The 21,157-nt window shown below is 69.8% G+C and carries 15 protein-coding genes and 1 pseudogene; 8 read left to right on the top strand and 8 right to left on the bottom strand.

Going from position 1 to position 21,157, the window contains the following annotated elements; genetic code table 11:
- Positions 1-97: 97 nt before the first annotated feature.
- Positions 98-1,879: an aspartate--tRNA ligase gene (gene aspS / locus ACZ3IC_RS12680; protein WP_467415393.1), complete on the bottom strand. Its 1,782-nt coding sequence runs from the start codon at positions 1,877-1,879 to the stop codon at positions 98-100.
- Between the two features lie 195 nt (positions 1,880-2,074).
- Between aspS and ACZ3IC_RS12675 the strand changes: the two genes are divergently transcribed.
- The gene (locus ACZ3IC_RS12675) at positions 2,075-4,177 is read left to right on the top strand and encodes an ATP-binding SpoIIE family protein phosphatase (protein ID WP_467415391.1); all 2,103 of its coding nucleotides are present in this window, start codon (positions 2,075-2,077) and stop codon (positions 4,175-4,177) included.
- A 161-nt stretch (positions 4,178-4,338) separates the two neighbouring features.
- Here the strand turns inward: ACZ3IC_RS12675 and ACZ3IC_RS12670 are convergent, their stop codons facing one another.
- From ACZ3IC_RS12670 to ACZ3IC_RS12660, 3 genes are all read right to left on the bottom strand, one after another.
- Positions 4,339-5,424, bottom strand: coding sequence for an AI-2E family transporter (locus ACZ3IC_RS12670; protein WP_467415388.1), 1,086 nt, complete (start codon positions 5,422-5,424; stop codon positions 4,339-4,341).
- A gap of 50 nt (positions 5,425-5,474) precedes the next feature.
- Complete coding sequence (locus tag ACZ3IC_RS12665) at positions 5,475-6,431, bottom strand: pirin family protein (RefSeq protein ID WP_467415386.1); 957 nt, start codon at positions 6,429-6,431, stop codon at positions 5,475-5,477.
- A gap of 142 nt (positions 6,432-6,573) precedes the next feature.
- Positions 6,574-7,014, bottom strand: coding sequence for an SseB family protein (locus tag ACZ3IC_RS12660; protein WP_467415384.1), 441 nt, complete (start codon positions 7,012-7,014; stop codon positions 6,574-6,576).
- A 172-nt stretch (positions 7,015-7,186) separates the two neighbouring features.
- Between ACZ3IC_RS12660 and ACZ3IC_RS12655 the strand changes: the two genes are divergently transcribed.
- The 5 genes and pseudogenes from ACZ3IC_RS12655 to ACZ3IC_RS12635 all read left to right on the top strand — a co-directional run bounded on the left by ACZ3IC_RS12655 (position 7,187) and on the right by ACZ3IC_RS12635 (position 14,684).
- Positions 7,187-9,013, top strand: coding sequence for an acyl-CoA dehydrogenase (locus ACZ3IC_RS12655; protein WP_467415381.1), 1,827 nt, complete (start codon positions 7,187-7,189; stop codon positions 9,011-9,013).
- Positions 9,014-9,123: 110 nt separating this feature from the next.
- Positions 9,124-9,318, top strand: a pseudogene (locus tag ACZ3IC_RS12650) (Uma2 family endonuclease); the annotation flags it as partial.
- Positions 9,319-9,485: 167 nt separating this feature from the next.
- Positions 9,486-10,784 (top strand): M18 family aminopeptidase, encoded by a 1,299-nt coding sequence (locus tag ACZ3IC_RS12645; protein WP_467415379.1) that lies wholly within the window; start codon positions 9,486-9,488, stop codon positions 10,782-10,784.
- A 141-nt stretch (positions 10,785-10,925) separates the two neighbouring features.
- On the top strand, positions 10,926-13,790 hold the full coding sequence (locus tag ACZ3IC_RS12640; protein WP_467415376.1) for an AfsR/SARP family transcriptional regulator: 2,865 nt from the start codon (positions 10,926-10,928) through the stop codon (positions 13,788-13,790).
- A 171-nt stretch (positions 13,791-13,961) separates the two neighbouring features.
- Positions 13,962-14,684 carry a DUF4232 domain-containing protein gene (locus tag ACZ3IC_RS12635; protein WP_467415375.1) on the top strand — a complete coding sequence of 241 codons (723 nt, stop codon included), beginning with the start codon at positions 13,962-13,964 and terminating at the stop codon, positions 14,682-14,684.
- A 39-nt stretch (positions 14,685-14,723) separates the two neighbouring features.
- On the opposite strand, the gene ACZ3IC_RS12630 is transcribed toward ACZ3IC_RS12635, so the two are convergent.
- Positions 14,724-16,550, bottom strand: a complete 1,827-nt coding sequence (locus ACZ3IC_RS12630; protein WP_467415373.1) for an NHL domain-containing thioredoxin family protein — start codon at positions 16,548-16,550, stop codon at positions 14,724-14,726.
- Positions 16,551-16,614: 64 nt separating this feature from the next.
- Here ACZ3IC_RS12630 and ACZ3IC_RS12625 point away from each other — a divergent pair, with 64 nt between their 5' ends.
- On the top strand, positions 16,615-17,106 hold the full coding sequence (locus tag ACZ3IC_RS12625) for an LURP-one-related/scramblase family protein (RefSeq protein ID WP_467415370.1): 492 nt from the start codon (positions 16,615-16,617) through the stop codon (positions 17,104-17,106).
- 154 nt (positions 17,107-17,260) lie between these two features.
- Here the strand turns inward: ACZ3IC_RS12625 and ACZ3IC_RS12620 are convergent, their stop codons facing one another.
- A complete protein-coding gene (locus tag ACZ3IC_RS12620; protein ID WP_467415369.1) occupies positions 17,261-18,052 on the bottom strand; it encodes a carbon-nitrogen family hydrolase in 792 nt (263 codons plus the stop codon).
- A gap of 169 nt (positions 18,053-18,221) precedes the next feature.
- On the opposite strand from ACZ3IC_RS12620, the gene ACZ3IC_RS12615 reads away from it, so the two are divergent.
- Positions 18,222-19,046 carry a maleylpyruvate isomerase family mycothiol-dependent enzyme gene (locus ACZ3IC_RS12615; RefSeq protein WP_467415366.1) on the top strand — a complete coding sequence of 275 codons (825 nt, stop codon included), beginning with the start codon at positions 18,222-18,224 and terminating at the stop codon, positions 19,044-19,046.
- Between the two features lie 95 nt (positions 19,047-19,141).
- On the opposite strand, the gene ACZ3IC_RS12610 is transcribed toward ACZ3IC_RS12615, so the two are convergent.
- Positions 19,142-20,452, bottom strand: a complete 1,311-nt coding sequence (locus ACZ3IC_RS12610) for an MFS transporter (protein ID WP_467415364.1) — start codon at positions 20,450-20,452, stop codon at positions 19,142-19,144.
- Positions 20,449-21,144: a GntR family transcriptional regulator gene (locus ACZ3IC_RS12605; RefSeq protein ID WP_467415362.1), complete on the bottom strand. Its 696-nt coding sequence runs from the start codon at positions 21,142-21,144 to the stop codon at positions 20,449-20,451. Before ACZ3IC_RS12605 ends, ACZ3IC_RS12610 begins: the two co-directional genes overlap by 4 nt.
- Positions 21,145-21,157 lie beyond the last annotated feature (13 nt).

Raw genomic sequence — 21,157 nt, 5'->3', positions numbered from 1 at the left:
GGCCGCTCACCGACCCCGCTCCCGCCGGAAACAGCGAACAGCCCCCGACCGTGGCCGGGGGCTGTTTCACGTGGAACCAGGAGAAGGAACCGGGTGATTACTTCTCCGTCTTGTCCTTTGCCGCCGCCGGCTTGCGGAGCTGGATGTTCAGCTCGCGCAGGCGGGACTCGTCCAGCTCCGTAGGCGCGCCCATCATCAGGTCCTGGGCGTTGCCGTTGAGCGGGAAGGCGATCGTCTCGCGGATGTTGGGCTCATCGGCCAGGAGCATCACGATGCGGTCGACGCCCGGGGCGATGCCGCCGTGCGGCGGGGCGCCGAGCCGGAAGGCGCGGAGCATGCCCGCGAACTCGTGCTCGACGGTCTCGCGGTCGTAGCCGGCGATCTTGAAGGCCTTGAGCATCAGCTCGGGCTCGTGGTTACGGATGGCGCCGGAGGACAGCTCGATGCCGTTGCAGACGATGTCGTACTGCCAGGCGAGGATGTCGAGGGGGTCCTTCTCCTCCAGGTCCTTCAGGCCGCCCTGAGGCATCGAGAAGGGGTTGTGCGAGAAGTCGATCTTGCCGGTGTCCTCGTCCCTCTCGTACATCGGGAAGTCGACGACCCAGCAGAACCGGAAGACGCCCTCTTCGAAGTGGCCGGCGCGCTTGGCGGCCTCGACGCGGACGGCGGACATGATCTTGGAGACCTCGTCGAACTCGCCCGCGCCGAAGAAGACCGCGTGGCCGGGGACGAGGGACAGACGCTCGGTGAGGGTCTTGATGTCGGTCTCGGTGAGGAACTTGGCGATCGGGCCGGTGAGACCGCCGTCCTCGCCGACTCGGACCCAGGCCAGGCCCTTGGCGCCGTGCTGGACGGCGTAGTCGCCGAGGCCGTCGAAGAACTTCCGGGACTGGCCGGCGGTGTCCGGGACCGGGAGGGCGCGGACGTGCTTGCCCGCGAACGCCTTGAACTCCGAGTCGGCGAAGATGTCGGAGATGTCGACGAGTTCCAGCTGGGCCCGCAGGTCCGGCTTGTCGTTGCCGTACTTCAGCATCGCCTCGCGGAACGGGATGCGCGGGAACGGCGAGGTGACGTGGCGGCCGTTGCCGAACTCCTCGAAGAGCTCGGTCATCAGCTTCTCGATCGGCCGGAAGACGTCCTCCTGCTCGACGAACGACATCTCGACGTCGAGCTGGTAGAACTCGCCGGGCGAGCGGTCGGCGCGGGCGTCCTCGTCGCGGAAGCACGGCGCGATCTGGAAGTAGCGGTCGAATCCGGAGATCATCAGCAGCTGCTTGAACTGCTGCGGGGCCTGAGGCAGGGCGTAGAACTTGCCCGGGTTCAGGCGGGACGGGACAACGAAGTCACGGGCGCCCTCGGGGGACGTCGCGGTGAGGATCGGGGTCGCCAGCTCGTTGAAGCCGAGGGCCACCATCTTGGAGCGGATGGAGGCGATGACGGCCGAGCGCAGCATGATGTTGCGGTGCATGCGCTCACGGCGCAGGTCCAGGAAGCGGTACTCCAGGCGCCGCTCCTCGTTGACCCCGTCCTCGGCGTTGATCGTGAAGGGCAGCGGGGCGGCCTCGCCCAGCACCTCGACCTCGGTGACCTCGATCTCAATCTCGCCGGTCGGGAGCTCCGGGTTGACGTTGTCGGCGCCGCGCGCGGACACCTTGCCGTCGATCCGTACGACGGTCTCCTTGGTGAGCTTCGCCAGGGCCTCGTTGCCGGGGGTGCCGGGACGGGCGACGAGCTGCACCAGACCGTAGTGGTCGCGCAGATCGATGAAGAGGATGCCGCCCAGGTCTCGGCGATTGTGCAGCCAGCCGCTCAGCCGGACGTCGGTGCCGACGTCAGAGGCGCGGAGCTCGCCGCAGGTGTGGGACCTGTACCGATGCATTCTCGTTCATCCAGTCTTCGCGATTCGGGGTGGATTCAGCCTCCCCAGGCTACCGCCCGCACCCGCACCGAATCATTGACATTGACATTTCAAGATCATCCAGGGCGTGACGGGCGGGCGGCGGACGATGCCTGGACGGGCCCGGTCCGCAATCTTCATTGGCATTTATGGAGCAGATCTTCTTAAAGTGGGGCAATGCGTACCGAGGACATCCTGGCCGCGACCGCGACCGGCCTGTGGCGCTGGGACAACGGAGCCGGGACCGTCACGCTCGACGCGGAAGCGGCCCGGCTGCTTGAGCTGCCCGCAGCTGCCGGGGTCTTCCGTGAGTCCGCGGTGCGTTCCCGTTTCCACCCGGTCGACTGGAACGAGATCTACGAGGCGGCGAATCTCGCGGTCGCCGAGGGCACCCTCGCCGAGGCCCGGCTGCGGATCGTGGACAAGCACGGCCGGGTGCTGCGCACCGTACGCAGCCGCTCCAAGCCACTCCCGCCCGAGGAGCCGGGCAGCACGGCCTATGTGATGCTCGGCACCCTTCAGGAGGTCGCCGAGCCGCAGCCGGGCACCACCGGGGCGCACACCGCCATAACCGGGGACTGGCGCCGCTCCCGCGAGGCGTTCCTGCTGGACGCGGGCCGGGCGCTGGCCGAGGCCCGGTCGACCGCGGAGGTGCTGCGGGTCGCCGCTTCCCTCTCCATGCCCGGGTTCTCGCCGGACGGCCTGGCGGTCTTCGGCATCGCGGGCGAGCGGCTGAGCGTCATCGGGCACCACGGGCACCGCATGGGCGACGAGGACCCGTTCAACGAGATACCACTGGCCACCGACTACCCGGCCGCCGAGGTCGTACGGACGGGGCAGGCGATCTATCTGCCCTCTCCCGAGGAATACAGCCGTCGGTACCCGACCACCTGGCCGCTCGCCAGCCGTTTCGGGCGCCGCTCCTGGGCCTTTCTGCCGCTGATCGTGGCGGGGCGGACCATAGGCGCCTGGATGGCGGGCTTCCGGCATCCGGTGTCGTTCTCGCCGGACGAGCGGTCCGTACTGACGACCGTGGCCCGGATGCTCGCCCAGGCGCTGACCCGTGCCGGGGTCGCCGAGACCGAGCGGGCACTGTCGCTGGGGCTGCAGCGCTCGATGATGCCGTCCCTCGGCCCCGAAATCCCGGGGATCACGGTCGCCGCCCGCTACATCCCGACCGGCGGCGGGCTCCAGGTCGGTGGCGACTGGTACGACATGATTCCCCTCCCCAACGGACGTATCGGCCTCGTCATCGGTGATGTCCAGGGCCACGATGTGCGTGCCGCAAGCCTGATGGGGCAGTTGCGGATCGCCCTGCGCGCGTACGCCGCCGAGGGGCACCGCCCGGATGCGGTGCTCTCCCGTGCATCGCGGTTCCTCTCCGGGCTCACCGATGCGTACGAGGACGGGGAGGAGACCGGGCCGCGCTTCGCGACCTGTCTGTACGCGGAGGCCGACCCGGAGACCGGCACCCTCGACATCGCGCGGGCCGGCCACCCCGACCCGGTGGTGATGACCGCCGACGGGACCGCGGTGATACGCCAGACCGGGGGCGGGCTTCCGCTCGGCATCGAGGCGGACGCCGACTACCCGACGACCCGGATCACCCTGGAAGCCGGAGAAACGATCATGCTCTGCACGGACGGGCTGATCGAGACCGGCGGCCATGACATGGGGACCGGCTGGATCCGGCTGCGGCCGATCCTGGAACAGGACACGACCGACCTGGAGAAGCTCGCCGACTCCCTCGTCCAGGCCGTGCACGGGCCGACGTCGCACTACACGACGGGGCCGCTGGTGGACCGCCGGGAGGACGACATCGCGGTGCTGCTACTGCGGCGCGACGGGGGAAAGCCGTGGGAGACCGCGCCGCGGCGCACCGCGCTGACCATCGCTCAGGCCGAGCCGGAGCGGATCGCGACGGCCCGGCAGCAGGTGCGGGAACTGCTGCACGACTGGGCGGATCCGGAGCAGGTCGACGCGGCGGTGCTGATGATCTCCGAGATGGCCACCAATGTCCTCGTCCACACGGACGGGGACGCACTGATGGTTGCCCAGGCGACGGGCGAGCACGGTGAGCGGCAGCTGCGGGTGGAGGTGTCCGACGGCAGCGACGAGCTGCCGCACAAGCGGCAGCCCGGGGAGATGGCTTCCAGCGGGCGGGGACTGGTGCTGATGGAGATGCTCGCCGATGCGTGGGGGGTGGATCCTCGGGGGGCGGGGAAGTCGATCTGGTTCGAGCTGCACGAGTCGGGGCCGGAGGCGGGGCCGGGCGGCTGAACCGAGGCCGGAAACGGGGCCGGGGGGCTGAACCGGGTCGCCGGGTCCGGGCTCTCCGGGAGGGGGACTGTTCCCTCCTCGAACGCCGGACGTGCTGGATCGGGGCGCCATGGACGAGTTGGAACGGGGCGCGGCCGGAAAGCGGCAGCGGGCCGCCCCCGTCAAGCGCCGGACGGGGACGGGGTCGGCCCGCCCGGCTCTCCGCCCTCTGCCCGCCGCCCGCGCAGTTCGCCGAGGATGCCGAAGGCCGCCGCGCAGGCCGGTACCGCGAGCAGCATGCCCAGCAGGCCCGCCACGCTGGCGCCCGCGGTGATCGCGATCATGATGGTGGCGGGGTGCATCTGGACCGTACGGCTCTGGATCATCGGCTGCAGGACATGGCCCTCCAGCACCTGTACGGCGAGCACGACCCCCAGCGCCCAGAGTGCGATCACGACCCCCCGGTCGGCGAACGCGACCAGGACCGCGACCGTGCCGGAGAGGAACGCCCCGAGGTAGGGGATGTAGGCGCCGACGAAGACCAGGGCACCAAGTCCCACCGCGCCGGGGACGCTCAGGATCAGCAGCCCGACGGTGATGCAGATGGCATCGATCAGCGCGATGAACGTGGTGCCGCGCATGAAACCCTGGACGGCTTCGAAGGCCCGCCGCCCCATGGCCTCGACCAGATCCCCGGTTCCGCGCGGGGCGGCCGCGTGAGCGAGGTCCACGGCCTTGTCGGAGTCACGCAGGAAGAAGAAGGTCAGCAGGAGGGCGAGAACGCTGCTCGCGAGCAGCGAGCCGATCAGGCTGATCCCGGAGAGGAGTCCGCCCGCGGCGCTCGCGCCGAACTTCTCGACGATTTTCCGGGCATTGACCACGAGATCGTCCACATCGGTGTTCCGGCCGAGCCCGAAGTGGTCGATGATCCACTGCCCGGCGTCCTTCAGCGACCGGATGATCTGGTCGCCGGTGTCGACGAGCGCGGTGACGACGATGTATCCGGCGCCGCCGACCACCGCGACGAGCAGGGCACAGGTGAGCCCCGCGGCCAGCGAGCGGTTGATTCCGCGGCCGGCCAGCCAGCTGTGGACCGGCCCGAGCAGCGCCGTACCGAGCAGCGCGAGCAGAACGGGGGTGACCGCGGTCTTGAAGATGATGCACAGCCAGACGGCGACCGCGGCAACCCCGGTGACAAGGAGGACAACACCGCACCAGGCGGCTGCGCGCCGCGCGCCGTCGGGGAGGAGGGGCTTTGGGGTCTGCACCCTCCCACCCGATCACGGTGCGGGTGTGATGTCCACTCCGTCCGCGGGTGTCACATCCCGTGGACGGCGGGCACCGTACCGAGGCGTCCGGCCTGGAAGTCCTCGAAGGCCTGCTTCAGTTCGGCCTGACTGTTCATCACGAACGGTCCGTAGTGCGCCATCGGCTCGCGGATCGGACGGCCGCCGAGCAGGACGACCTCCAGGTCCGGGGCGTTGCCGTCCTGCTTCTCGTCCGCACGGACGGTCAGCGAGGAACCGGCACCGAAGACCGCGGTCTGCCCCATATGGACGGGGCGGCGCTCCGCACCGACGGTGCCGCGCCCGGCGAGCACGTACGCGAGTCCGTTGAAGTCCTCGCGCCACGGCAGGGTCACCTCGGCACCGGGGCGGACGGTGGCGTGGATCATCGTAATCGGGGTGTGGGTGATGCCGGGGCCCTCGTGCCCGTCGAGCTCACCGGCGATGACACGGAGCAGCGCACCGCCGTCCGGGGAGGCGAGGAGCTGGACCTGGCCGCCGCGGATGTCCTGGTAGCGGGGGGCCATCATCTTGTCGGCCTTGGGCAGGTTCACCCAGAGCTGGAGGCCGTGGAAGAGGCCGCCAGACATCACGAGGGACTCCGGCGGGGCCTCGATGTGGAGGAGGCCGGACCCGGCGGTCATCCACTGGGTGTCGCCGTTGGTGATGGTGCCGCCACCACCGTTGGAGTCCTGGTGGTCGAAGATCCCGTCGATGATGTAGGTGACGGTCTCGAAGCCGCGGTGCGGGTGCCACGGGGTCCCTTTCGGCTCCCCGGGCTGATACTCCACCTCGCCCATCTGGTCCATCATGATGAACGGGTCGAGGTACTTGTAGTTGATCCCGGCGAACGCGCGGCGAACCGGGAAGCCCTCGCCCTCGAATCCGCTCGGCGCCGTCGTGACGGCGAGTACGGGACGGGCCTCGGCGTCGCCAGAGGCGGTGACCTTGGGCAGGGTCAGCGGGTTTTCGACGGTCACTGCGGGCATGGGAGCCACCTCCGGGATTGTCCTGAACCCAATTTAGTTGAATAGTGAACATCCCGCAAGGCGCCATCCATTCCCGTACCGCCCATGACAACGAGAAGGGGCCCGTACCGAGCGGTACGGGCCCCTTCTCGAAGATCGGCCGTCAGCCGTACATGCGGCGCATCGCGAAGTCGACCATCTGCTCCACGGCCTTGGCGTCGAAGACCATGCGGTGCTCACCCTCCATGTCGAGGACGAAGCCGTAGCCGGTCGGCAGCAGGTCGATCACCTCGGCCCCGGTGATCACGAAGTACTTGGACTCCTTGCCCGCATACAGCCGCAGCTCCTTGAGCGTGCTGAACATCGGGATCACCGGCTGCTGGGTGTTGTGCAGCGCGAGGAATCCGGGGTTGTCGCCGCGCGGGCAGTAGACCTTCGACGTCGCGAAGATCTGCTGGAAGTCCTCGGGGGACAGCGATCCGGTGGTGAAGGCCCGTACCGCGTCCCCCAAGGACGGCGGCGAGGGCTCGGGATACAGCGGCTGCTCGCCGTAGCCGCCACCCATCTGCTGCTGTGCGCCCGGGTTCTGGTCGTAGCCGTACATAGCGCAAAGAGTAATCGGACACATCAGACCCTTGAGGGGTTGCGTCTTATTACTGACGGGTAGCATCATCGGAGAGGTCAGCTGATATACGCACCGCCAGCTCGTCGCCCGCCCGGCCCAGGCCCCTTCCCGGGGCGCTGCACGCCACTGCTATTGATTACGGAGCCTTCCCATGGGGCACTACAAGTCGAATCTCCGCGACATCGAGTTCAACCTCTTCGAGGTCCTCGGGCGCGACAAGACGTACGGCACCGGCCCGTTCGCCGAGATGGACGTCGAGACGGCGAAGAGCATCCTCGACGAGGTCGCCCGCCTCGCGGAGAACGAGCTGGCCGAATCCTTCGCAGACGCCGACCGCAACCCGCCGGTCTTCGACCCGGAGACCAACACCGCGCCGGTCCCGGCGACCTTCAAGAAGTCTTACCAGGCGTTCATGGACTCCGAGTACTGGCGTCTGGGCCTGCCCGAGGAGATCGGCGGCACCACCTCCCCGCGCTCCCTGATCTGGTCCTACGCGGAGCTGCTGCTCGGCTCGAACCCTGCCGTCTGGATGTACTCCTCGGGCCCGGCGTTCGCCGGCATCCTCTTCGACGAGGGCAACGAGGCACAGAAGAAGATCGCCGAGATCGCCGTCGAGAAGCAGTGGGGCTCGACGATGGTGCTGACCGAGCCGGACGCCGGTTCGGACGTCGGCGCGGGCCGCACGAAGGCCGTCGAGCAGGAGGACGGCTCCTGGCACATCGAGGGTGTGAAGCGCTTCATCACCTCGGGCGAGCACGACATGTCCGAGAACATCATCCACTACGTGCTGGCCCGCCCCGAGGGCGCAGGCCCCGGCACGAAGGGCCTCTCGCTCTTCATGGTCCCGAAGTTCCACTTCGACTGGACCACCGGCGAGCTGGGCGAGCGCAACGGCGTGTACGCGACGAACGTCGAGCACAAGATGGGCCTCAAGGCGTCCAACACCTGCGAGATGACGTTCGGCGACCAGCACCCGGCCAAGGGCTGGCTCATCGGTGACAAGCACGACGGCATCCGCCAGATGTTCCGCATCATCGAGTTCGCCCGCATGATGGTCGGCACGAAGGCCATCGCGACCCTGTCGACGGGTTACCTGAACGCGCTGGAGTACGCCAAGGAGCGCGTCCAGGGCACCGACCTGTCGCAGTTCATGGACAAGACCGCACCCAAGGTCACCATCACGCACCACCCCGACGTGCGCCGCTCGCTCATGACGCAGAAGGCGTACGCGGAGGGCATGCGCTCCCTCGTGCTGTACACCGCCTCCGTCCAGGACGCGATCCAGGAGAAGGAGGCCGCGGGCGAGGACGCCAAAGCGCTGCACGGCCTCAACGACCTGCTGCTCCCGATCGTGAAGGGCTACGGCTCCGAGAAGTCGTACGAGCAGCTGGCGCAGTCGCTCCAGACGTTCGGCGGCTCCGGGTACCTCCAGGAGTACCCGATCGAGCAGTACATCCGTGACGCCAAGATCGACACGCTGTACGAGGGCACGACGGCCATCCAGGGCCAGGACTTCTTCTTCCGGAAGATCGTCCGCGACCAGGGTGCCTCGCTGAACACCCTCTCCGAGGAGATCAAGAAGTTCCTCACGGGCGCCCAGGGCAACGAGGAGCTGTCCGGTGCGCTGGACTCGCTCGCCAAGGCGGCCGTGGACCTGGAGGCGATCGTCGGCACGATGATCACCGACCTCACCGCGACCGGCGAGGACGTCAAGAACATCTACAAGGTGGGCCTCAACACCACCCGCCTGCTGATGGCCTCCGGCGATGTCGTCGTCGGCTACCTGCTGCTCAAGGGCGCGTCCGTCGCGGCCGAGAAGCTGCGAGACGCCTCCGCGAAGGATGCCGCCTTCTATCAGGGCAAGATCGCCGCCGCGAAGTTCTTCGCCGCGAACGTCCTGCCGGGCGTCTCCACCGAGCGCGCCCTCGCCGAGTCCGTCGACAACTCGCTGATGGAGCTGGACGAGGCCGCGTTCTAGGCTTTCTCCGCCCGAGATCGTCACCACGCACCGTCACCCGGACACGCTTTCGGGTGGCGGTGCTGTCGTATCAGCTGGGTACGCTGAGTGCACGGCCGAGAATCCCGCCCATGGGAGGAACCATGACCGCCGAGGCACTGCCCGAAGCGTCGCAGCTGCGGCGCGACGATTCCAAGTGGCCGGTCCCGCCGCCGGACGGCTACACCGTGGACGACTTCTTCACGCTTGACGACCTCCCGCCGCACACAGAGCTGATCGACGGAAGTCTTGTTTTCGTGAGTCCGCAGCGGAAGTTCCACACGCTGGACTCCGCCCCGTACGACATCGACATCGACCTGACCGCCATCGACAAGCTGTAGTCCTGGTGGCCCAGAACGGCGAGAAGCCCTCCGCGACGCTCCCCGGGCGCTGAGCCGGTGCCGCGAGGGACAACGGTGAAGTCTCCCGGTCAGGCCTCGTTAAAGTGAGGAACATGAGTTCCTCCCTCCGCTTCGACCGCGGTCACACCGACGATCTGATGGCCTTCCTGATGGCCTCCCCCTCTCCGTACCACGCCGTGGCCACCGCGGCCGAGCGGCTGGGGAAGGCCGGATTCCGGCAGGTCGAGGAAGCCGCGGCCTGGGACGGCACCAGCGGGGGGAAATACGTCCTGCGTGGCGGTGCGATCGTGGCCTGGTACGTGCCGGAGGGCGTCGCGGCGCACACCCCGTACCGGATCGTCGGTGCGCACACCGACTCGCCGAATCTGCGCGTCAAGCCGCTGCCCGACACCGGGGCGTACGGCTGGCGGCAGGTCGCCGTGGAGATCTACGGCGGGACGCTCCTCAACACCTGGCTCGACCGGGACCTCGGTCTCGCCGGCCGGATCTCGCTGCGCGACGGCACGCACCGGCTGGTGAACATCGACCGGCCGCTGCTGCGCGTACCGCAACTGGCCGTGCATCTGGACCGGTCGGCCAACCCCGACGGCCTCAAGCTCGACCGGCAGAAGCACATGCAGCCGATCTGGGGGCTCGGGGACGTCGAGGAGGGCGACCTGATCCGATTCGTCGCCGAGGAGGCGGGCGTCGACGCCGAGGACGTGACCGGCTGGGACCTGATGCCGCACGCCGTCGAACCGCCCGCCTACCTGGGCCGGGACCGCGAGCTGCTGGCCGGGCCCAGGATGGACAACCTGCTCTCCGTGCACGCGGCGACCGCCGCGCTCGCCGCCGTCGCCGGGCAGCCGGACTCCGAACTTCCGTACATCCCGGTCATGGCCGCCTTCGACCACGAGGAGAACGGCTCGCAGTCCGACACCGGCGCCGACGGACCGCTGCTCGGCACGGTCCTGGAGCGTTCGGTGTTCGCCCGCGGCGGTACGTACGAGGACCGCGCCCGGGCCTTCGCCGGGACTGTCTGTCTCTCCTCCGACACCGGTCACGCGATTCACCCCAACTACGGCGAGCGCCACGACCCGACCCACCACCCGGTGGTCAACGGCGGACCGATCCTCAAGGTCAACGTCAATATGCGGTACGCGACCGACGGCAGCGGCCGGGCCGTGTTCGCGGCGGCATGCCAGAAGGCGGACGTGCCGTGGCAGACGTTCGTCTCCAACAACTCGATGCCCTGTGGCACCACGATCGGCCCGATCACCGCCGCCCGGCACGGCATTCAGACCGTGGACATCGGCGTGGCGATCCTGTCGATGCACAGCGCCCGTGAACTGTGCGGCGCGGACGACCCATATCTGCTGGCCAACGCGTTGGCGGCGTTCCTGGCGGGCTGAGCGTCCGGCCGCTCCCACCCCGCGGCCGCGCTTCGTTAACTGGCCGGTAACCCTTCGTCGGCTCGGCGGAACCCCCCGATATTCTGGGACTTTGCCCGCGCCCCCACCTCGGGTGCGCCCCGCCCGGAAGGGAAGCCGTACGTGGAGTTCCGGCTGCTCGGCACCGTCTCCGTCGACACGCGCACCGGGCCACTGCCGCTCGGCCCCGCCAAACGCCGTAGCCTGCTGGCCGCGTTGCTGCTGTCCGCCAACACACCCGTGTCCATCACCCGGCTGACGGGCTCCCTGTGGGACAACGAACCGCCGCTGCACGCCCGCAGCGTCATCCAGGGGCATGTGTCCCGGCTGCGTGCCCTCCTGGTGGGCGCGGACGCGGAGGCGTACGGGGTGGAGCTGGTCACGCTCGGCGACGCGTATGTGCTGCGGGTGCCGGAAACCCTGCTGGACTCGCAGCGGTTCGAGGAGCTGCTGGTACTCGCGCGGGAGCAGCGCAGTCCCGCCGACGCCGCGCTGATGCTCAAGGAGGCCCTGTCCCTGTGGCAGGGCCCGGCGCTCACCGGCGCGTTCGCCGGGCCACCGCTCCAGGCCGCCGCGCACTCGCTGGAGGAGTCGCGGCTGGCAGCGGTGGAGCAACTGGCTGGCGCCTACGCAGCGTTGGGGGAGCACAGCCGGGCGGCGGCGGTGCTGCGGGCGGAAGCGGTCGCGCATCCGATGCGGGAGTCGCTGGCGGCGGCGCTGGTGACGGCGCTGTACCGGGCGGGCCGTCAGTCGGAGGCGCTGGACTGGTTCCACCGGACCCGGCGGCTGCTCGCCGACGAGCTGGGGATCGACCCGGGACACGAACTCGCCGACGCGTACGCACTGATCCTGCGCGGCGAACCCGGTCCGGACGAGCAGACCGAACCGGCCGACCGCTCGGGCGACTTGAACGGCGGTACGGGGGGTGGGGCCGGAGCCCGAACGGGGAGCGGGACCAGGGCAGGGGCAGCGGTCGGCCCGGAGGACGGGGCAGGGGCCCGTACGGACAGCGCCCCCGGCCCGCCGCCTCCTTCCCGTCCCCTGGCCTTGCCGCCCCTCGTCGGTGACCCGCACCCCACCGATCTGCTGCCCCGCGCACCCCGCGGCTTCCACGGACGGGTGCCCGAACTGGCCGCGCTCACCAGGGCCGCGGCGGGCGAGGCACCCGTCTGTCTGGTCACCGGACCGGCCGGCGTGGGGAAGACCGCGCTGGCCCTCCATTGGGCGCACCGCAATTCCGCCGCCTTCCCGGACGGACGGCTCTTCGCCGATCTGCGCGGGTTCAGCGACACCGGTGAACCCGCACCTCTCGAAGTCCTGCGCGAGTTCCTGCTGGCGCTCGGCGTCGCACCGCGCCGCGTCCCCGATTCCGTCTCCGCCGCGGCCGCGCTCTTCCGGTCCCTGACCGACCGGCGCCGACTGCTCGTCGTCCTCGACAACGCCCGCGACTCCGCCACGGTCAGGCCCCTGCTGCCGGGCGGCACCGACTGCGTCACGCTGGTCACCAGCCGGCACCGGCTGGAAGGCCTCATCGCCTCGGACGCGGCCCGCCCCGTCCCGCTCGACATACTCGAACCGCAGGACAGCGCGGCCCTGCTGGCCGGAGTGCTCGGCGAGGAACGGGTCCTCGCCGAACCCGTGGCCGCCCGTCGGCTCGCCGGACTCTGCGGAGGGCTGCCGCTCGCCCTGCGTGTCACTGCGGCCCGGCTGGCGGGACGTCCGCAGCGGACACTGGCCGGCCTGGCCGACGAACTGGCCGACGAACGCAGCCGGCTGACCTATCTCGACGTGGACGACACCGGTGTCTCGGCCGCGCTGCGGCTGACCGTGCAGCAGCTGCCGCCGGACGCCGTCCACCAGTTCGCCCGGCTCGGCCACCACCCCGGCAGCCACTTCGACCCGTACACGGCCGCCGCACTCGCCGGCACGGACCCGGTCGCCGCCGCAGCGGCGCTGGAACGGCTCGCCGCCGCCCACCTCGTCACCGAAACGGCACCCGGGCGCTGGGGGCTGCACGATCTGGTCCGCCTCTACGCCCGCGGCCTGGACCCCGCGTCCGCGCCAGAAGCCCTCGTCGACGTCCTCGACCACTACATCGCCACCGCGCTCGCCGCCGCCGACACGGCCGAACCCGGCGGCGAGCCCTGCTTCGTGCTGCCCGACGACTACCGCCGTCCCGCCGCCGTCAGGGACTTCACCGACCGGACGGCGGCGATGAGCTGGCTGGTCGCCGAACGCGACGAACTGGCCCTGGCCGCCGTCGCGGCCCGGACCGCCGGGCTCGACGACCGGGCCTGGCGGATCATTCTGCTCCAGTGGCCGCAGATGGTGTGGCGGGTACGGGACGGCTGGGCCCCGCTGCTGGAACTGGCGCTGGACTCCGCCCGCGCCGAGAACGATCCGTACGCCGAGTCACGGGTGATCAATCTGCTGGGCTGGGTGCTGACCGAGGAGGGCAGAACCGCCGAGGCCGTCACCCTGCTGGAGCGCTCGCCCGCCCTCGCCCGGCAGGCCGGTGACCGGATCGGCGAGGCGACCGCGCTGATCAACCTGGCCATCGGCCAGGCGGAACAGGGCGGGCTTGACGCGGCACTGGAGGGCTGCGAACGGGCCGTGGACCTGGCCCGCGAGGAATCCGACGCGCACACCGAGATGCTCGCCCTGCAGCACCTCGCCCGGATGCAGCTCACCGCCAACCGCCCCCAGGACGCCCTTCACTCCGCCCGGACGGCGCTCGACCTCGGGCCCGAGCACGAGGAGGCCGCGCGCCGGGTGCTGCTGCTGACCGTCAGTGGCGAGGCCCGGTTGGCGCTCGGCGAGGAGGAGGACGGCATTCAACTGCTGGACCTGGCGGCCGCGGAGGCGGAAGGCGCCGGTTACGACGAGGGCGCGGTCCGGGCCCTCGAAGCGCTGCTGCGGGTCACGGCGCGGACGGAGTACCGCAAACGGTACGACGAGGCGGTCCGGCGGCTCACCGACGACGGCTGAGCCGCACGCCCGCGCGATCACATGAGAGTGACGGTCCCCGACGTCAGCGGGACGTCAGCGGGACGCCAGCAGAACATGAGCGGCGCACCCCAGACTCATACATGTCAGCAGGTCAGGGGCGCTCGCCAATGACCAGGCGTCCGCCGCACCGTCACACTCGGGGGAATTTCCATGAGTACGCTCCGCAACCGCACCACCGTCCTCGCCGCCGCGACCACCGCGGTGCTCGCCCTGGCCCTCACCGCCTGCGGTGAGGAAGGCACCGGTACGAAGTCCGCCGGTTCGGCGTCGAGCAACTCCGCAGCTTCGTCGGGGACCGCGAAGGACACCGACACCGCGCAGAAGACCGGCACCACGAAGAGCGGCGCCACCGGTGACAACGGCACGGCAGGCAGCAGCACCTCGGGGAGCAGCGGCACGGCGGGCGGCAGCGACACCTCGGGAGGCAGCGGCACGGCGGACTCCTCCGGTTCCGCCCCCGTCTGCACCACCAAGGACCTCGAGATCAGCGCCGCCACCCAGGACGGCCCGCCCTACACCCACATCGTCCTGACCGCGAAGAACACCTCGGGCCACAAGTGCGAGATGAAGGCCTTCCCGCAGATCCAACTCCTCGAAAGCCACAAGCAGGACGTGCCTGCGGTCGCCGAGAGCAAGCCCGCGGCCCCCATCGTGCTCAGCCCCGGCGCACCGGCCTACGCACTGGTGAAGGTGTCGGACGGTGGCAAGGACGAGGAGGGCGAGCCGGTCTCCGCCTTCTCCGTCGTGCTCCAGGGCGGCGGCGGCCAGGCAGCCGTGAAGGCGCCCGGCGCCTCCGGTATCTTCGCCGACCCGGCGAAGGCGAAGACCGGCTACTGGACGTACGAGCTGCGCAACGGCGCGGACGACTTCTGAGCCGACCGCCGGGAACCGGCCCCAACCGGTTCCTGGCCGTCAGACCCGCTCGTCCATTCCCGCCAGCACCAGCGGCAGCCGGGGCGTTCCTTCCGCACTCACGCGGACGGGGACGCCCCAGTCCTGCTGATGGACGTGGCAGGCCGGATACTCGTTCTCCGGGTCGTCGTCGCAGGACGCCGCCATCGCGGACACATGCAGGACGCCCTCGGTGACGCCCTCGGCCAGAACCAGGTCGCGGAACAGGTCGGTTCCCGGACCGGAGCCCTGTGCCAGCAGTTCGGGCGGGGTCGCCGAGACGAGCAGCCGGGTCGAGGGACCGTATCGGGTGTCCAGCTTCTGCCCGGCGGGCGCCTGGAAGACCACATCGAGCCGGAGCGCACCCGGGGCGATCTCGGTGGTCGCGCGCCGCGTGCGGTGCGCCTGGTCGGCGACGCGTACGGCCTCCTCGGGGAGCCGCAGCCGGGTCAGTCGGTGACGGGCGGACTCGACGACGACGAGATCACCGTCGACCAGCACGGCGTCGCTGGGCTCACGCAGATCCGTGGCCAGGGTGGTGACCTCACCGCCTGCGGGGTCGTAGCGCCGCAGCGCGTGGTTGTACGTGTCGCACACGGCGACGGACCCGTCGGGCAGCGCGGTCACGCCCAGCGGGTGCTGGAACAGGGCCTGATCTGCGGCACCGTCGCGATGCCCGAAGTCGAACAGGCCGGTGCCGACATCGGTGCGGACGGCAAATCCGGCGCCGTCGCGCTCGATATGGCGCAGGGCGGACGTCTCCGAGTCGGCGACCCACAGCCGCTCCCCGTCGGCCGATGTGGCGAGTCCCGACGGCTGGGCGAACCAGGCCTCGTCGGCCGGCCCGTCGACCAGGCCCTCGTTGGTCGTGCCCGCCGCGACCTGCACGGTCTCCGTCGCGGGGTCATAGGTCCACAACTGGTGCACGCCCGCCATGGCGATCCACAGCCGGTCCGCGAACCAGGCGATGTCCCAGGGGGAGGAGAGGTCGACCTCGCGGGCCGGGCCGGTCGTCGGCGAGCCCTGCCACCACTGGCGGCCGGTACCGGCGAGGGTCGTCGTCTCCCCGGTGGTGAGATCGAGGGCGCGGATGGCGTGGTTGACGGTGTCGGCGACCGCGATCCGGCCGTCGGGCAGCGCTGCGAGCCCCTGCGGCTCGGAGAACCGGACCTCGTGGGGCCCGCCGTCCGCGAACCCCCTGTCTCCTGTACCGACGTGACGGCGAACCGTTTCACCGTCACGTTCGGTCTCTACCAGGCGGTGGCGGGTGGTGTCGGAGACGAGGAATCCGCCATCGGGCAGGAGCAGGGCCTTGCCGGGGAACCGCAGATGCGTGGCGACCGGCTCGGGCGCGACATAGGGGCCGTCGCCGCGCCGCAGCGTGCCCTTCGCGTCGTGCTCGGCCTCCAGCTCCTCGACCAGCTTCTCGATGGCGTGCGCATGGCCCTCGCCCGCGTGCTGGGCGACGACATAGCCCTCGGGGTCGATGACGACGAGCGTGGGCCAGGCCCGTACGGCGTACTGCTTCCAGGTCGTCAGTTCCGGGTCGTCGAGGACCGGGTGGTGGACCTCGTACCGTTCGACGGCGTCGACGACGGCCTGGTGCTCGGCCTCGTGGACGAACTTCGGCGAGTGCACACCGATGATCACGACGGTGTCGCGGTGTTTCTCCTCCAGCTCGCGCAGCTCATCGAGGACATGTAGACAATTCACACAGCAGAACGTCCAAAAATCCAGAATGACAATGCGCCCTCGCAGGTCAGCAAGGGTGTACTGCTGGTCGCCTGTATTGAGCCAGCCGCCCTTGCCGATCAGTTCGGGGGCCCTGACGCGCGCACGTGTTGCCATGTCGACAGTCAACATCACCGTGGCCCCCACGCATTCCGGAGGGTCTTGGGGGAACCTGTGAGCCATGAGATATCTGGTGCGTGAACGGCTCTTCACTGTCGGTGACGACTATTGGATCGAGGACGCGGACGGCTGCAAGGTCTTTCTCGTCGACGGCAAGGCCATGCGGGTGCGTGACACCTTCGAGCTGAAGGACGCACAGGGCCGGGTCCTGGTCGAGATCCGGCAGAAGCTGCTCAGCCTGCGCGACACGATGCTCATCGAGCGCGACGGCGAACAGCTCGCCAGGATCAAGCGCAAGCGGCTGTCGCTGCTGCGCAACCACTATCGGGTCACGCTGGTGGACGGCACCGAGCTCGATGTCAGCGGCAAGATCCTGGACCGCGAGTTCGCCATCGACTACGACGGGGAACCGCTGGCCCAGATCTCACGGCGTTGGCTGACCGTCCGGGACACGTACGGGATCGATGTCGTACGGGAGGACGCCGACGCGGCACTGCTCATCGCCGTATCGGTGTGCGCCATCGTGCTCGCTGACAAGGAGCACGAGGGCTGACAGTGCGGGCCACGCCCGGGAAAAAGGCCCGTCCCGCGATGAACAGGCCGTCCGGCAGCCGAGGGCGAAACATCCGGCAGACGGGCCTGCTTGAGAGCACTGGACCCGGTTTCACGTGAAACGCCGGGGGTGTCCCACCGGGCCCCTTCGCGCGTCAGCGCGGTCGGGCCAGTCCCAGCCGCCGGTCCTTGAGCGCCGGGAACTGCTCGCGCGTGGCGGCAACGCTCGCCGGGTCGAACTCCACGCTCAGCACCTCCTCGTCCGCGCCCGCCTCCGCGAGCACCTCGCCCCAGGGGTCGACAACGATGCTGTGCCCGGCCTGCTGGATTCCGGCGTGGGTGCCCGCGGTGCTGACGGCCAGGACGTACGACTGGTTCTCGACGGCGCGGGCCCGGGCCAGCAGCGTCCAGTGGGCGCGGCGGCGCTCGGGCCAGCCCGCCGCGACGATCAGCGTCTCGGCGCCCGCGTCGACCAGGCCACGGAACATTTCCGGGAAGCGCAGGTCGTAACAGGTGGCGAGGCCCAGGGTGGTCTGCGGCAGGGCAACCGTGACCAGCTCTTCACCGGCGCCCATCATGACCGCCTCGCCCTCGTCGAAGCCGAAGCGGTGGATCTTGCGGTACGCGGCGGCCCGCTCACCCTCGGGCGTGAAGACGAGTGCGGTGTTGTAGAGGGTGCCGTCGGCAGCGCGCTCGACGAAGGAGCCCGCATGCAGCCAGACCCCGGCGTCGGCCGCGGCCTTCGCCATGATGTCGTGGGTGGGTCCCTCAAGTGGTTCGGCCTCGTCCTCGAAGGCGGTGTACGCGAACGCGCCGACGGGCCAGAGCTCGGGAAGGACCACCAGATCCGCACCGCGCTGGGCCACGATCAGCGAAGCCGCACGTTGCCTACGAGAATTGACGGATTCGTCCGGGTCTACTGCGATCTGGATGAGGGAGGCGCGCACACTACCACCGTCCTGGCATTCGAGCCGTCAACACGGGCCTACGATCGTCACACGAAAGCACTGCCGGGGTGCCTGCTCGCAGCGTAACTTAGCGACCGAACCTCCCACGCAGCCGCCGCCCGCGCCCAGCACTCCAGCCCATGCACCGCAGAACCGCACGAGGGGTCCCGTGACCGTCCATCCCAGCCTCCAGACCTACGCCGATGCCTGGACCCACTCCATCGAGTCGATCACCGAGCTGGTGAAGCCGCTCGCCGAGGGGGAGTGGAACCGCCGTACGCCGTGCCCCGCCTGGTCGGTGCGTGACATCGTCTCGCACATCATCGGCATGGAGTGCGAGCAGCTCGGCGACCCGCGCCCGATCCACTCGCTGCCGCGCGATCTCTACCACGTGCAGAGCGACTTCGCTCGCTACATGGAGATGCAGGTCGATGTGCGGCGTCACCACACCGCGCCGGAGATGACCTCCGAGCTGGAGTACACGATCATTCGCCGCGCACGTCAGCTGCGCAACGAGACACGTGATCCGGAGACCATGGTCCGGGCGCCGCTCGGAGCCGAGCAGACCCTCGACCTGGCGCTGCGGATGCGGGCCTTCGATGTCTGGGTGCATGAGCAGGATCTGCGTGCGACGCTGGGGCAGCCCGGCAATCTGGACTCCCCCGGCGCCACCATTGCCCAGGACACCCTGCTCGCCGCACTGCCGAAGGTGGTCGCCAAGGACGCGGGTGCGCCGGCCAATTCGGCGATCGTGCTCGATGTGCACGGACCGATGGAGTTCCTGCGCACGGTCAGGGTCGATGCGGAGGGCCGCGGTTCGGTGGACGGTTCACCGTCGCTCGGGCCCGCGGTGACGCTGGCGATGGACTGGGAGACCTACTTCCGCCTCGCCTGCGGGCGGGTGCGCGCGGGTGCGGTCGCGGACCGGATCAAGATCGAGGGCGACCAGGATCTGGCGGCGGCGATCCTGCAGAACTTCGCCGTGACGCCATGACGCCGTGACGCCGTAGTGCCCCGGCGCCGTGCCACCGTGGTCGGCGGCGCCCGTCGTGCGAGGACGGACGCGCCGCCGATCCGGCACAACAGGCGTTACGCGGGTACGTGCACGGCCTCCACGCGGCTGATCACATGGTGGTCCCGCTCGCGGTGCGTGGCCCGGGAGTGCAGCCGCAGGATCTGTACGACGCCGAGCGCCTCCAGCACGAAGACCGAGGCGAACGCGATCCGGTAGTTTCCACCGGTCGCATCCAGCAGCACGCCGACGGCGAACAGCGTGGTCATCGAGGCGACGAAGCCGCCCATGTTGACGATGCCCGAGGCGGTGCCCTGCCGCTCCGGCGGGTTGGCGGGCCGTGCGAAGTCGAAACCGATCATCGAGGCGGGACCGCACGCGCCGAGCACCACGCACAGGACGATCAGCAGCCACATCGGCGCATGGTCGCCCGGGTAGAAGATGGTCGACGCCCAGAACAGGGCCGTCACCGTGACCGTCCCGAGGGCCAGCGGGGTGCGGGCCGCGTGGTGGCGGGCGATGATCTGCCCGTAGACCAGCCCGAACGCCATGTTGGAGAGCACCACCAGGGTGAGCAGCTCACCGGCGGTGGACCGGCTCAGCCCCTGCGCCTCCACCAGGAACGGCAGCCCCCACAGCAGCAGGAACACCATGGCCGGGAACTGCGTGGTGAAGTGCACCCACATACCGAGCCGGGTGCCGGGCTCCCGCCAGGAGGCGGCGATCTGCTTGCGTACGTAGGCGGTGCCCGCGTGCTCGACGGGCGGCGGCTCGTGGCCCTCGGGGTGGTCCTTCAGGAACAGCAGAACAAGGACGAGGACGAGAACCCCGGCGGCGGAGCTGCCGACGAACGTGGTGGTCCAGCCGAATCCGTGCAGGGCCCGCGCGATGAAGAGCGTCGAGACGAGGTTGCCCGCCATCCCGAAGAGCGCGGCGACCTGCCCGATCAGCGGAGCGCGCCGGGCCGGGAACCAGCGGGCGCCGAGCCGCAGCACGCTGATGAACGTCATCGCGTCGCCGCAGCCGAGCAGCGCCCTGGACGCCAGCGCCATGCCGTACGAGGGGGAGAGCGCGAAGCCGAGCTGTCCCAGGGTGAACAGGACGGCTCCGAAGGCGAGGACCTTCTTGGTGCCGAGCCGGTCGACCATCAGGCCGACGGGTATCTGCATGCCCGCGTAGACGAGCAGCTGAAGGATGGAGAACGTGGAGAGCGCGGCGGCGTTGATGTGGAACCGGTCGGCGGCGTCGAGTCCGGCAACGCCTAGGCTGGTGCGGAAGATGATGGCGACAAAGTAGACGGCGACACCGATGCCCCAGACGCACGCGGCACGCCGGCCGCCGGGTGGATCACCGGGCAGGGACGGGGTGGGAGCGGCGGCGGAACTCACCGGTCCTCACCCCTGACCAGCACCTTGACCCGACTGACATGACGCCGCACGACCTGCGCGGCACCGTCGGCGTCCCCGGACCTGATCGCCTCCAACAGCTCACCATGCTCAGTGATGTTGGCGGCGATCCTCCCCGGATGCGCCTCCATCACGGCGACACCCATCCTCAACTGCCGGTCGCGCAGCTGGTCGTAGAGGCGCGAGAGAATGTCGTTGCCCGCATTGCGCACGATCTCGGCGTGGAAGCAGCGGTCCTTCACGGACACAGCGGCCAGATCCCCTGCCTTTGCCAACTTCCGCTGATCCGCCAGAAGTTCTTCGAGCCGCGCGATCAACTGCGCGGAGGCAGGTACGGCTTTGCGGGCCGCGAACTCCTCGACCAGCAGCCGGGTCTCCACCACATCCGCGATCTCCTGCGCGGAGACGGCGAGAACGAGAGCCCCCTTCTTGGGATAGAGCTTGATCAGTCCCTCGGCCTCCAGCCGCAACAGCGCTTCACGCACCGGCGTACGGGAGACTCCGACGACCTCTGCGAGATCACCTTCAGTGAGGAGCGTGCCGCCCTCGTAGCGACGCTCCAGGACCGCTTCCTTGATATGGGTGTAGACGCGCTCGGCGGCGGGGGGCTGCTTGACGGAAGACTTCACGGCCGACTTCACAGGGGGCTTCACAGCTGGGGGCGCGGCAGGCATGCGCACAGCATAG

It is taken from the genome of Streptomyces sp. NPDC002958 (genome assembly GCF_055563255.1).
This window is presented reverse-complemented; position numbering and strand designations above follow the sequence as displayed.